The following is a 12,581-nucleotide window of genomic DNA, read 5'->3' on the forward strand; positions in this document are numbered from 1 at the left end:
GAATGATCAGGGGAAACCAATATTCCCCTGATCATGCGACGAAAAGCCTCTGTTCCCGCGGGCCATTGGACGCCAGAACTGGCCCACATGATCGAAGAGAAGTTTCAGGCCACCTGGTCACCCGAACAGATTGTGGGACGGTTGCGTCAGGAAAACAACCGATGGTATGCTTTAAAATGATCTACCGATGGCTGTATGCTGGCTTATTGGTGATCGGAACTCTAGCGGTTCTCCGGCACAAAGGTAAGCATCAGAAGCCCGCAGAAACACGCGGTAAGTTTGCTGTGTGTGGGGAAGCCGATTGCCCAACGTCCGAAAGAAGCACGTTCTCGCGATACATTTGGCCACTGGGAACTGGATACTATGGTCTCAAGCCGAGGGAAAGCAAGGGCTGCGCAGCCGTACGGGGTTGTCGATGGAAATTGCCTTTGGTGTAGCAGCCTTCCATTACCCTGTGAAAGCGTTCTGAACAGCTACCTCAGTGTGGGAAGGAGTTTGCCTGTTATGCCAATCTGGAAGCCACACCTGTTTTACAGGTGTATTTTGCAGCCCCTATTCCTCCTGGCAACAGGCTCAAATGAGAATGCCAATGGTCTTTTGCGAGAATTCTTTCCTAAAGGCACGGATTTCGCTCAAATGACAGACGAAGCTTTATGACGTGTTCTTGATCTGATAAGCCACAGACCACGGAAATGTCTGGGCTGGAGGATGAAAAAAGAAGCTGCAACAAAAGGTCCGGGTAACGCCAAACCTCTTGATGCAGCTTCTTTTGTATTTCTACTCGCTTTGCACCGCGAATTCATAATAACTTTAAGCCTTGCGAAGCATTTGTCTCTCGCTTAGCTGTGAAAGCATATCCTTCGTCATGGCCTTCAGGTCGTAGCGGGCATGAAATCCCCATTCTGTCTTCGCTGCCGTCGCATCAATGGAATGCGGCCAGCTATCGGCAATCGCCTGTCTCTTCGGATCAACGTCATAATCGAGGATAAAGCCGGGAAACTCATCCCGAATCGCTGCAGCGATTGCCTCCGGATCCACGCTCATTGCGGTGACATTAAATGAATTTCGGTGCATCAACCGGGAAGAATCCGCTTCCATCAATTCAATGATAGCGTTCAGGGCATCCGGCATATACATCATGTCCATGTTTGAGTCCTTGGCGATATAAGATGTATACCGGCCAGCCGTCACGGCTGCGTAATAAATTTCCACCGCGTAATCCGTCGTTCCTCCGCCGGGAGGCGTCATATAAGATATCAAACCCGGGAATCGCAGCCCCCTGGTATCCAGGCCGTATTTGTGAAAATAATAATCACAAAGCAGTTCGCCGGACACTTTATTCACGCCGTACATCGTATTGGGCCTCTGGATCGTATCCTGCGGGGTATTGTCTTTCGGAGTCGAAGGACCAAAAGATCCAATGGAGCTTGGAGTGAAAAATTGGCAGCCGAGCTCCCTGGATACTTCAAGTGCATTCATCAATCCGCCCATATTCAAATTCCAGGCAAGCAGCGGTTTCTCCTCTGCGGTAGCCGACAGCAGCGCAGCCAAATGGATGACGGTATCAACTTCGTACCGCTTGGCGATTTCGAACATCGCCTTATCATTCGTCACGTCCAGCAGCTCGAATGGCCCGGATCGGGTAATTTCGTGGGCTGATGACCTGAGATCCGTAGCAACGACGTGATCCGCACCATAAATTTCACGTAATTTAACAACTAACTCAGAACCGATTTGGCCCAGTGCTCCCGTCACCAAAATCTTGTTCATAAGACATTCCTCCCGAAATATACTCCCACAAATGCAGCTAAATCAGCTTCATTTCCTTGCCAACTTTCTCATAAACGGAGATCACCTTGTCGAGCATCTCCTTGGTATGGGCAGCTGTCGGCATGTTGCGTATTCTTCCGGTTCCTTTCGGAACCGTCGGAAACACGATTGCCTTGGCGTAAACACCTTCTTCATAGAGCCGTTTGCTGAACTGTTGGGTGGTTACTTCATCGCCAATGATACAAGGTGTGATCGGCGTTTCGCTTTGGCCTACATCATATCCAAGTCGGCTCAAGCCGTTTTTCAAATCATTGCCGTTCTCCCACAGCTTCTCGATCAGCTCTTTGTCATTCATCAAAATGTCGACAGAAGCGCTGCAAGAAGCGATTGCAGCCGGAGGTAGCGATGTCGAAAACAGAAACGGACGGCTTCTCAGCTTCAACCATTCGATCAGTTGTTTTTTACCCGCCACATAACCGCCGACAACGCCGATCGCCTTGGAAAGAGTACCAATTTGAAAGTCAATGCGGTCGGACAATCCAAAATGCTTCACGGTTCCCGCACCTGCTCCGAGAACGCCCGAACCGTGGGCATCATCCACATAAGTAATCAGATCGAATTCTTCTGCTATTTTCACGATTTCGGGCAGCTTTGCTATATCACCATCCATGGAGAAAACCCCGTCAGTGATGACCATAATTTTATGGTACTGACCGGATTCCTTGGCATCTTTCGCCTGCTGTCTTAAATCATTCATATCCGAATGCTTAAAGCGAATCACCTTAGCTCTCGACAGGCGGCAGCCATCAATAATCGAAGCATGGTTCAGCTCATCGGATAAAATCGCATCATGCTGGTCCATTACCGCGGATATAGCAGCCATATTGCAGTTAAATCCCGATTGATACACGATAACGGCTTCCGTTTTTTTGAAACGGGCCAGTTTTTCTTCAAGCTCAATATGAAGATCCATCGTACCATTGATTGTTCTCACAGCCCCTGCGCCTGCCCCGTATGTCTGCGACGCCTTAACTGAAGCATCAATCAGGCGGTAATCTGTTGCCAGTCCCAAATAGTTATTGGAAGACAAATTGATTAGGGACTTTCCGTCGATACGAATAACAGGACCATTTGCACCCTGCAGCGTATCGATGACGTTATATAGACCTTTAGTCTTTAGATCTTCGATGTTCGAACTTAAAAATTGGTCCAATGCTTGACTTGACATTCCATTCCCTCCTCGATATACGTATGTCCTCGTACAGGAGACATAGTATTCCTCCAAAAAACCCTGTTATAAAAGGAATTAAACTAATTTCAATGTATCATCTTTTTTATTCTTTGTACACATGTGGTGGACAAAAAAATAAAAATATCCGCAAAAAAACATAGCGATTGCTTCCCCCATTCCCGGAAGCAATCGCTACTAAATCTTTGCTTATATCTCTTGCTGTCATTAACCCTTCAGCTTCGTGAGTTAGAAAAAGACGGTTTAGTCTCTAGAACGATATATCCTGTAGTTCCACCTAAAATAGAGTATCAGCTAACTGATATTGGGCATTCAATGAAGGATATTATTCTTGCGATGTATGATTGGGGGCTTGATTATCAAAAGATGCAAGCAAAGAAAACTCCATTTAGCAAAGAGGTATAGTGATGTGAAATGTCTCCTGACAGTTGTCCGGACGACGCCTATTCCATGGGTAGCCAATCTACGATAATGCTTCAACTTGTAGAAGGGTCATCTTACGAGGAGGTGTTCTAAGGCACGCTCTAGTTCATCTTTATTTCTAACCCGGCCCGTATATCAGGCCGGGTGTCGTTTTTTGTACTTAAACAACTTTATTATCAGAGAACATGTCGGGCTTAGAACTGCTGCTGCGGCTGTTGGAGGAACAGCAGAAAAACAGGCAGCTCTACAAATCGTCCTACTCTGATGACTACAGGGATCAGATTTACGTACACAAGCTGGGCCAGGGGATCAAACCGGGATACATTACGCATTCAGGAATGGCTTGGTCACAGCCATTTTTTCGACTAACGAAACATCTATGCCCACTTGGAATACATATCCAAGATATCATCAGCGCAGGTGATGAGCGGAAGCCTGAATATCCTGACAAATATAAAAAAGGCTCTGATCTGCATAAAAACGCAGAACAGAAACCTATTGATGATGAGTATGATGCGGTCGAGAGGACTCGAACCTCCACGGGGGTTAGCCCACACGGACCTGAACCGTGCGCGTCTGCCAATTCCGCCACGACCGCGTATATCATATCTCCGAGAAATTATATCGCGGCGACAAGAAATAATATATCATGTGCAGGTAATTAGTGTCAACAAAAAAAATATAATTTCCCACTTCAATGTATGTAATATAACCAATACATTGTCCAATTTCTCTCCAGTTGAAACAGTAGTTACTTTTTTGTCATCGATTAGAATCCAACATTCGAGTTTTTTCAACATAAAAAGTCAGAATTCCGTTAACATTGAGGTGCTAAGAAAACATTAAAACAGGTTTGACATTTTCGCATTTATGCAATATAGTTTCAAAAGGTTACAAAAACTTAATTATTCATTTGCCGAGTTTCATGTTTGAAAACGGGGGAACCATTTTGGGTGAATTATTCTTATACATAGGAAATATAGGGAACCTTCTACCGAACCCTTAGCTAACTCCGTAGGCATCGAAGGGAGAACACAAATTTTGAAAAAGCTTATCATCTCCATTTTTGGAGCAGCAGTACTATTTACATCCGGGGCAACAAGCACTGAAGCAAGCAGTATTAACACCGTGGTAAACAACATGACAGGCATACCTTACAAATGGGGTGGCACTACGCTCGCCGGGTTTGATTGCTCGGGATTTATGAGATATATTTTCAACAAATACAGCATTGAATTGCCACGTACTTCGCAGCAGCAAGCCAAGGCTGGCACGCCGGTATCCAAAGCTAATCTGCGTACAGGTGACCTGGTGTTCTTTAATACGATGGGTAATGGCATTTCACATACAGGTGTATATATCGGTGGCGGACAGTTCGCTCACGCTTCAAGCAGCAAGGGTGTAAGCATCACTCAATTATCCAATCCTTACTTCAACGATCGTTACGTAACAGCACGCCGGGTAACAGGACAATATATGTATAACAAAATGTTGGGCAAAATATAAGTTGAACACGAAAAGGCTTCGGTTATAACCGGAGCCTTTTCTTTGTCTGCCCTATTTCTACAGAAAGCTGGACAAAATGATTCTGCAATACATAGGTTAATGTAAAGCCTTCTGTACTCTCATTGCACCCTGAGACAACGCATGGCCTCCGCCTACGGCTCCAGCCACAGCCACCGTCTCCATAATCTCCTGATCGGTCGCTCCTTTGGCACGTGCCTCTTCCACATGGTAGAACGTACATACCTCATTATTGGCAAACAATCCAATGCCCAGGGCAATCAGCTGTTTGGTCTTGGCTTCAATCGCTCCTGCCTGAAAACATTCTCCAGTGAACTCATGATAAGACTTCACCACTGCAGGCAGCACGTCGCTTAATTCACCCATCTGATCTTTATAGGCATGAACCTTATCATTCATCAGTGTCATGGTTACCGCACATCCTCTCGGCTGATATGTTACAAACTCTCACTGTACCTATCTTCTCTCCCGAGAGGTGCAATTATGCCAAAACATCCATGGTAAATGAACCTAAAACGCATGTCCTATTCTTCGAGCAGGCTCTTGCGTGGTTCGCTGAACAACTGGTACTGATAATTCCGGTCAAGCTTGACCACACGACGATTCTGACGGCGAATGAGTACCTGCTCCCCGTCCCAGGCTACGACAATGCCTGTCACATCATTGGACTGAATCTCGTCCCGAATCACCCTTACTTTTTCACCCGATAAACGCAGTACATCCAATTCTGCATCACTGATCATATTCCCGACGCCTACTTTCTCCATAAAAATTATTTACAAAAAGAGACCTAAATGAAAAGTCATTTAGGTCTCACGTGACTGTATTGGACTGTCATGTCATTCGAAAGTATGTCCCGACTGAAAGTTACCGCTGCGCGTGCTCTTTGCTGTCGTTCTTCTCAAACCAAAAATCAAGCACTTTGGCGGACATCACACGTTCTTCAAGGTACTCCACTTGATGCGGTGTAAATTGTTCTTTCCAAGAGAAGGACAACTCTTCGCACAAGCCTACAATCGTCAGCAATTCTGACCAGGCAACGTAGCGTTTGTACCAGAAAAATTGAGGATGTTCAATCATATAGGGATAAAGGTCATCGAATTCCGTATGTTTACAATCCAGGGCACGCTCAAAATGTACTTTCGATTCCGCCAGCTTATCAATAAAAAATTGTTCTGTTGCCGGTTGGTTACCCATGGTGTTGCCTCCTCTCCCTAACATAACCCCATTATAAATGAAATCAGCGGTCATGCAAAGGCATTGTTATAAAAATAGGCACGTTTTCCTTTAAAAAGTCATATTTCGTTATCGTCAAATTGCACGGTACCGTCATTCAATGAACGAATGCGCACCAACGCTTCAACCGGGATGCCCTGCTCACGAATTGTACGCGCTCCGGCCTGAAAACATTTTTCGACCACGACACCGAATCCAACCAGTTCCGCACCCGAACGTTCGATAATTTTAATAACACCGCGAGCAGCATCGCCATTGGCAATAATATCGTCAATGAACAAAATACGATCATTCTCATGGATATATTCACGGGATACCATAATATCCGTTACGATTCCTTTGGTAAAAGAAGGCACTCTTTCACAGTAGGCATCGGGGTCAGCCAAAAGTGTTTTTTTGCGACGGGCGAATACCAGCGGAACACCCAGTTCATATGCGGCAGCAAAGGCGACCGGAATTCCCGAAGACTCCACTGTAATGACCCGAGTTACACCACTTTCACGGAAACGAGCGGCAAATTCACGTCCCATTTCCATCGTCAATGCAGGATCAATCTGGTGATTCAGCAGACCATCCAGCTTCAGCACCTGATCTGACATGACTACACCTTCTTGTAAAATCCGTTGTTTCAATACTTCCATAATTTGACCTCCCAAGCCTATCCTATGACGTAAAAGTATCATAGATCCGGCTATCAGTTCAAGCGAAATTGCCTCTACTCTTGTCCAGAGCATATAAATGACCCCATGCCGCACTTCAATTGTCATGACTTTGATGGGTCAAGCATACCTTGTACCATGGCACCCGCATGTCCAAACTATTCAGGGGCCTGAGAGGGGAAACACATGAAACAGGCATTTCGGGTGCTGCAGATCGCATTTACATACATCGGAACGGTAGTAGGAGCCGGCTTTGCAACAGGGCAGGAGATATTGCAGTTTTTTACCCAGTATGGCAAATGGGCCACCATTACCATTGGCTTATCGACCATACTCTTTGTCTGGTTAGGTACAAAAATGATGCTAATTGCCCATGATACCGGCTCTCGCTCTTACGAGGATCTCAACAAGCATCTATTCGGTCATAAAGCAGGAAATTGGATTACCTGGGTGACTCTCCTGATTCTCATTGGAGTAAACAGTGTCATGTTGGCCGGAGCCGGATCGGTCTTTGTAGAGCATCTGGGGCTCCATTACCAGACAGGTCTGATTGTTACCCTTATCGGTACATATCTGCTGCTTGGACGCGGCATTCAGGCCATCCTGCAAATGAACAGTATCGTGGTGCCCATGATGCTCCTGCTTTCCCTCCTTATGATCACCAGCACCATACATCATCCCGGCGCAAACCGATTTATTACCTTAACCACTGACAGCAATCCAATCCAGGTCTGGTTATCGCCTCTGTTGTATACTTCATTCAACCTGGCGCTTGCCCAAGCTGTACTCGTTCCGGTGGGGAATCAGATTCGCAGCCGAAAAGTACTGAAATGGGGCGGCGTTCTGGGCGGGATTGGTGTAGGATTCATGCTTATGGCAGCTCACTTTGCCATGTCAGCCCAGATGCCTGGCATCACGCAATTTGAAATTCCAATGGGCAGCATTGCCTTTCAACTAGGATGGGTAGTCCAGTCAATCTATGTATCCCTGATTTTCATGGAAATCTTCAGTACGTTTGTAGCCGATATTTATGGAATGACCCTCCAACTCAGACAGCATGTCCGAGTACATCCCAAACTGATCATCCTGGCTATCATGCTCTTATGTTATTCGCTCAGCCAGTTTGGATTCAGTTCACTGCTCTCTATCCTTTACCCCATTTTCGGCAGTTTGGCACTGTTTTGGGGTGCAAAATTAGTAATGGATCGATGGGGAAGCTTTCGCGGGCGCAAAAAACATCTATAACAATGAACGATATGGTTGAATACATCTCTTCCCTTAACATAACAAAAGCCGCTGATAAACCAGCGGCTTCTTTCTTTTCCCTCTCCAGAACCTAATTCTGGCTCGGAAATTGCAAATACATTTTTTTCAGTTCATTGACCGATCTGCCCAGAGAGTAATGGGTTTTGGCTTTCTCACATGCCGAGCGAGCCAGCTCATAACGGTACGCCGGGTCAACCATAACCTTCTCCAACGCTTCTGCCAATGCAGACGGATCTTCTGAGGGCACCAGCAAGCCGTTACTTCCGTTCTCGATCTGCTCTGGTATGCCGCCCACATCTGTCCCTACAAGGGCAAGACAGCTAAGCGCTGCTTCAGCGAAAACAGACCCGAATGCCTCGGCCCGTGAAGGAAGTACAAAGATATCAAAAAATGGCATGAATTCCTCAGGATGCAGCGTATAACCATAAAAGATAGTCTCATTATAAATACCCAGCCGCTGGGCCAATTCTTCCAAATCCGGGCGAATCGGTCCGTCCCCAATAATATGAAGCACGTAATCATGTCCCCGGGCTTTCAGCTCGGCACAGGCTTTGAACAGAATATCCAGCCCTTTCGCCGGAACCAGTCGACATACGGTGACCAGTTGTGGTATGGCATTTTCATGGGGGATGGGCTTGAACCTTTTCTCATCAAAACCGTTCGGAATCACACCGATAACATCAGGATACTGCACATAAGGCGCCAGATAACGACGGAAAGAATCCGATACCGTTAATAGTCGCTCTGCCTGATGCTCCAGCTCACCATAGATCGCCAGCAGAAACTGGTGCTCCGGTCCTTCCGGCTCAATACGGCCGTTCAGGATTAGCTCTCGCTCATAACTGGAGTGAATCGTTTGAATGAGGGGAATATCCGGGAAAACCTTCTTCATTGCAAGCCCCGCGATCGGGTGATGGGCATGAATCAGATCGTAAGGCTTCTGAATACGCAGCTTGGTCCACCACAAATAATCCCGGTAGGTTTGCATATATTTTTGAACGACAGGACTATCCTGATACTGGGTCCAATCGAACGTCTCAAACTGGATATCCTCTCTGCCCTTGTTGCGAATTCGCTTAGGCAGCGAGAACAGATCCATCTCCCACCTCGGGGTTGTAAACCTCTCTTGCATATACGGAATCATAGAGGATACACCTCCGGGCTGCTCCGGAGGAAAGAAAAGCGCCTGCAGCAATCTCACCGTTAGTTTCCCCCTTTCTAGCATAAGTCTTCTCCGTGCATCTTCCATCATGATATACCAGAACATATGTTCAGTAAAGCAACAAAATGAGATTTCCGATCACTCGGACATCAACCAGCTGAATAATAGAATTCATTTCAATATCAATTGTACCATGCTGGTTCTGACGCTGACGACATTACGAATATTGTTAGGTTCTAGCGCACACCTTTACTTCTGAGTCGTATATACAACATATTCAGGAGATGCTCGGCTAAGAAGCGGATATATGAATGGAGAGTTAAACCTCTTTATCGAAATGTCGGTATGCTAATGAAAGCCGGTGAGCAGTGGGTAGCTCCCGGCTTATTACATGTATTTTATATGTTGCATACTGGTTATACAGACAGGCCTGTGGCCGCCTTTTCATATGTACTAAAGCCTTCTGTCTCTCCCACAAAGGTATAGCCATTACGCTTATAGAATTCGTTCAATGTTGCGTTATCCGCACCGCAATCCAATCGGACGATGTGTTTACCCTCAAACTGTATCCCGCTGCTGGACCATTGCAAAATCGACCGTCCCAAACCACTCTGAGCATATTTTCTACGTATCGCTAATCGGTGCAGATAAAGTGCGCCATCCCCGGCATGCGCTTTGCTTCCCCATAAGTGTACATCCCATGCGCTTGGCTGGCTCATTAAAATTACCATGCCAGCTACGTCAGAACCCTTCTTAAATACAAATACGTCCCCACGCTGAATCGCCTCTGCCGTATTATGGGAATCCTCACCCTTTAACAACGCATTCCACTGAGAAGATCCCTGGCTCCGCAGCCATTCAGCTGTTTCCATGAGCAGGGACATCACATCCTCCGTGTCTTCCGGCTGAGCCTGCAGTGCTTTAAATTCATCATTAATGTAGTCTGTTGTGATACTGAAATAGTGTTCCATGATTCTCCTCCACTTCCAGGTCTCTCTTAAACTAATGGTACTATACCGGGAAATGACTTTTTCGTCAAAAAGAAAACAAAAAAGGTAAGAGGATGTCCCTCTTACCCATCTATCTTCGCTTCATCAATAATTTGATTCCGGTATAACATCGTGAGATGTAATGTATCAAATTCAAGCTCTTTGTCCAGCTCCCGCATCAGAACTTCAACCAGACTCTTTCGCTGAGCACTGGTGCCAGGTACCTCGTAATCCATATAGCCTGACAAATCCGCATATGAGGTATCAATCGTTGCTGTACCGACAGGTAATCCTCCGCGTTCTTGCAAATACAGTTGATATATGCGAAATTCCCGATCTTTGCGCACCAACATGACGTAACAGGTTTCTTCAGCAGCTTCAATCTCTTCGAGATCTTCTGGATACTCGATCTCTACCCCATCCGCAAAATCCCGGTGCACCCATTCCAAGGATTCCAGTTCCTGCCCCTGATGCCACATGCGAATTGTAATGGTGTCGATTATTTCTTCATCCAGCTCTCGTACCAGCAGCTCGGCAGCGGCATCCTGATAACTTTCTGCGGGCTCATCATACCAATGTATCTCACCCTGTACATCTGCACCATATTGTTTTAGAGAGGCTTCCGCCACTTCCTGTCCATTCGCGTCATTAAATACATAGGTGGATATGCTGCGTCCGGCGCTTACCATTTCCATCTCCAGCATATGTTCCGGGTCTTCATATGTAAATGATTCGGCTTGTGAACCGGGGATGACGTGTACTTCATTTACAGCATCTCGAATGTTCTTTCCATCGGAATAATACGTATCATCAGACTGCGACGACTGAATTAGCAGATCCGTATGGGATTCTGGCTTCTGTAACACAGAATACAGTGTACCGCAGCTCACAAGCACTTCATATTCAGCAGCACTTACCGCATCCGCAAGAGAACGAATATATTCGTGCACCTTCTCAACAATAACCTGTTCTGACTCGTCAGGTAACGAATTCTGTTCCATTTGAAGGCTGCCGGATACCCGATCCCCTTCCCTGAACACTAGCAGAAGCGAACCCGCATATTGACCGTCCACCATAATATCCTGCACTTCGCCACCTGATGTGCGAAGATCAGGAATAAGCTCTATTTTCAGTTCCATGTACCTGCCTCCTCAGTTCCTAACGTTACTCTGTTAGGATGCCCTTGAGAGCGGTAGTTTATAAGATAAAGCGTCTATTCGATTTAAGAGCACATTGGTTAGACGGACAACACATATTTTTGGATAGCGTGAACTACACCCTGATCGTTGTTTGAAAGTGTAACCTCATCCGCAGCAGCCTTAACTTCCTCCGGGGAATTGTCCATCGCAATCCCTTTGCCTGCAAAGGTCAGCATTGTGATGTCATTGTAGTAGTTACCTACCGCCATGATCTCGGAAGGAAGGATTCCTTTGGCTTCAGCCAGTCTTTTGAGAGCTGCACCTTTGGAAGCTTCGGGATGCATCAGATCAATGAAAAAATCACCGCTGCGTGTCATATAATAAGGAAGATTCCAGGTCGACCACTCCTGTTGCACCGCGTTCATCTGCTCGATTGATCCAAACGCAGTGAATTTGGCAAGTGGTTCTGTCATATCCGCCCACTGTGGCAACTTTAATGGCTCTGCCATGAAGTTTTGATACATCTCGCGTACCTGCAACTCCAAACCTTCCGGCTGATCCACGTAAAGTCCAAACGCCGTGTTGATATCAAAATGCACACCTTGCGTTCGGCAGTATGTTATGAAAGGCTCCAGTCCCTGTCCATCCATCGCAAAATGATGCACCACTTCACGAGTCTCGACCTGTGCCGTTACCGCTCCATTATGTGTAATGACATATCCGTCAAGTCCCATCTGCTCCATAAACGGAATCGTATTCGCCGGGCCTCTGCCTGAACACAGGACAATCTCGGCTCCCTGACGGGAAGCACGAATTAAGGTCTCTTGCGTCATTTCGGTAAGTTCATGATGATCATTAAGCAGCGTTCCATCGACATCCAGTGCGATTAATTTAATTGTCATTGTCTTCATTCCTTATCTGTAAGAGAGTCGCACCCACCCAAACCCTCCCTTCCGAGGGAGGGCCCCAGAGGGCTCTGCCCTCTGGACTCCCGCTTTGTTAACCGGCGGCGGGTGGGATCTTGCTATGTGACGGTTGACGTGGGAGCGCTTGGTTGCCGGGTCCTCCGCTTGACAGCGGCGGTCCCGCCCAAGCTTAAGCGGGACCATTACGGGCAGGGCTTCGCTCCCTGCCCGGGCTCCCTGCTCCGCTTTGCGAAGGGCG

General features: G+C 46.7%; 13 protein-coding genes, 1 tRNA gene, 1 pseudogene and 1 riboswitch. Of the genes and pseudogenes, 4 read left to right on the forward strand and 11 right to left on the reverse strand.

The features are described from left to right. Positions 1-36: 36 nt before the first annotated feature. Positions 37-723 (forward strand): annotated as a pseudogene (locus Q0V21_RS33010) (IS30 family transposase); the annotation flags it as partial. A gap of 87 nt (positions 724-810) precedes the next feature. Here Q0V21_RS33010 and Q0V21_RS13755 read toward each other — a convergent pair. Continuing rightward, positions 811-1,770 carry an L-threonine 3-dehydrogenase gene (locus tag Q0V21_RS13755; RefSeq protein WP_024630055.1) on the reverse strand — a complete coding sequence of 320 codons (960 nt, stop codon included), beginning with the start codon at positions 1,768-1,770 and terminating at the stop codon, positions 811-813. A gap of 37 nt (positions 1,771-1,807) precedes the next feature. Further along, on the reverse strand, positions 1,808-2,998 hold the full coding sequence (locus Q0V21_RS13760) for a glycine C-acetyltransferase (RefSeq protein WP_301879376.1): 1,191 nt from the start codon (positions 2,996-2,998) through the stop codon (positions 1,808-1,810). 126 nt (positions 2,999-3,124) lie between these two features. On the opposite strand from Q0V21_RS13760, the gene Q0V21_RS13765 reads away from it, so the two are divergent. After that, entirely contained in the window at positions 3,125-3,424 is a 300-nt protein-coding gene (locus tag Q0V21_RS13765) for a winged helix-turn-helix transcriptional regulator (RefSeq protein ID WP_301879377.1), read from the forward strand. 532 nt (positions 3,425-3,956) lie between these two features. On the opposite strand, the gene Q0V21_RS13770 is transcribed toward Q0V21_RS13765, so the two are convergent. Beyond that, positions 3,957-4,040: transfer RNA gene (locus Q0V21_RS13770), tRNA-Leu, on the reverse strand. Positions 4,041-4,346: 306 nt separating this feature from the next. Continuing rightward, a riboswitch (cyclic di-AMP (ydaO/yuaA leader) is annotated at positions 4,347-4,478 on the forward strand. A gap of 5 nt (positions 4,479-4,483) precedes the next feature. On the opposite strand from Q0V21_RS13770, the gene Q0V21_RS13775 reads away from it, so the two are divergent. Then, positions 4,484-4,948, forward strand: coding sequence for a C40 family peptidase (locus Q0V21_RS13775; RefSeq protein WP_079347227.1), 465 nt, complete (start codon positions 4,484-4,486; stop codon positions 4,946-4,948). A gap of 96 nt (positions 4,949-5,044) precedes the next feature. On the opposite strand, the gene Q0V21_RS13780 is transcribed toward Q0V21_RS13775, so the two are convergent. The 4 genes from Q0V21_RS13780 to Q0V21_RS13795 form a co-directional block, all read right to left on the reverse strand. Continuing rightward, positions 5,045-5,374, reverse strand: coding sequence for a carboxymuconolactone decarboxylase family protein (locus Q0V21_RS13780; protein WP_079347229.1), 330 nt, complete (start codon positions 5,372-5,374; stop codon positions 5,045-5,047). Positions 5,375-5,490: 116 nt separating this feature from the next. Continuing rightward, entirely contained in the window at positions 5,491-5,709 is a 219-nt protein-coding gene (locus Q0V21_RS13785) for a hypothetical protein (protein WP_301879379.1), read from the reverse strand. Between the two features lie 124 nt (positions 5,710-5,833). After that, on the reverse strand, positions 5,834-6,163 hold the full coding sequence (locus tag Q0V21_RS13790; RefSeq protein ID WP_024629266.1) for a hypothetical protein: 330 nt from the start codon (positions 6,161-6,163) through the stop codon (positions 5,834-5,836). Between the two features lie 98 nt (positions 6,164-6,261). Next, the gene (locus Q0V21_RS13795) at positions 6,262-6,843 is read right to left on the reverse strand and encodes a xanthine phosphoribosyltransferase (RefSeq protein ID WP_024629265.1); all 582 of its coding nucleotides are present in this window, start codon (positions 6,841-6,843) and stop codon (positions 6,262-6,264) included. 204 nt (positions 6,844-7,047) lie between these two features. On the opposite strand from Q0V21_RS13795, the gene Q0V21_RS13800 reads away from it, so the two are divergent. Next, positions 7,048-8,106: a YkvI family membrane protein gene (locus Q0V21_RS13800; RefSeq protein ID WP_079347236.1), complete on the forward strand. Its 1,059-nt coding sequence runs from the start codon at positions 7,048-7,050 to the stop codon at positions 8,104-8,106. A gap of 91 nt (positions 8,107-8,197) precedes the next feature. On the opposite strand, the gene Q0V21_RS13805 is transcribed toward Q0V21_RS13800, so the two are convergent. The 4 genes from Q0V21_RS13805 to Q0V21_RS13820 all read right to left on the reverse strand — a co-directional run bounded on the left by Q0V21_RS13805 (position 8,198) and on the right by Q0V21_RS13820 (position 12,319). After that, positions 8,198-9,328 (reverse strand): glycosyltransferase family 4 protein, encoded by a 1,131-nt coding sequence (locus tag Q0V21_RS13805; RefSeq protein ID WP_079347238.1) that lies wholly within the window; start codon positions 9,326-9,328, stop codon positions 8,198-8,200. A 377-nt stretch (positions 9,329-9,705) separates the two neighbouring features. Then, positions 9,706-10,260 carry a GNAT family N-acetyltransferase gene (locus tag Q0V21_RS13810; RefSeq protein ID WP_079347240.1) on the reverse strand — a complete coding sequence of 185 codons (555 nt, stop codon included), beginning with the start codon at positions 10,258-10,260 and terminating at the stop codon, positions 9,706-9,708. Positions 10,261-10,361: 101 nt separating this feature from the next. Continuing rightward, complete coding sequence (locus tag Q0V21_RS13815; RefSeq protein ID WP_301879382.1) at positions 10,362-11,417, reverse strand: hypothetical protein; 1,056 nt, start codon at positions 11,415-11,417, stop codon at positions 10,362-10,364. A 98-nt stretch (positions 11,418-11,515) separates the two neighbouring features. After that, positions 11,516-12,319 carry a Cof-type HAD-IIB family hydrolase gene (locus tag Q0V21_RS13820; RefSeq protein ID WP_079347244.1) on the reverse strand — a complete coding sequence of 268 codons (804 nt, stop codon included), beginning with the start codon at positions 12,317-12,319 and terminating at the stop codon, positions 11,516-11,518. Positions 12,320-12,581: the final 262 nt, after the last annotated feature.

Source organism: Paenibacillus sp. 11B (assembly GCF_030487755.1).
Taxonomy (GTDB): Bacteria; Bacillota; Bacilli; order Paenibacillales; family Paenibacillaceae; genus Paenibacillus; species Paenibacillus vandeheii.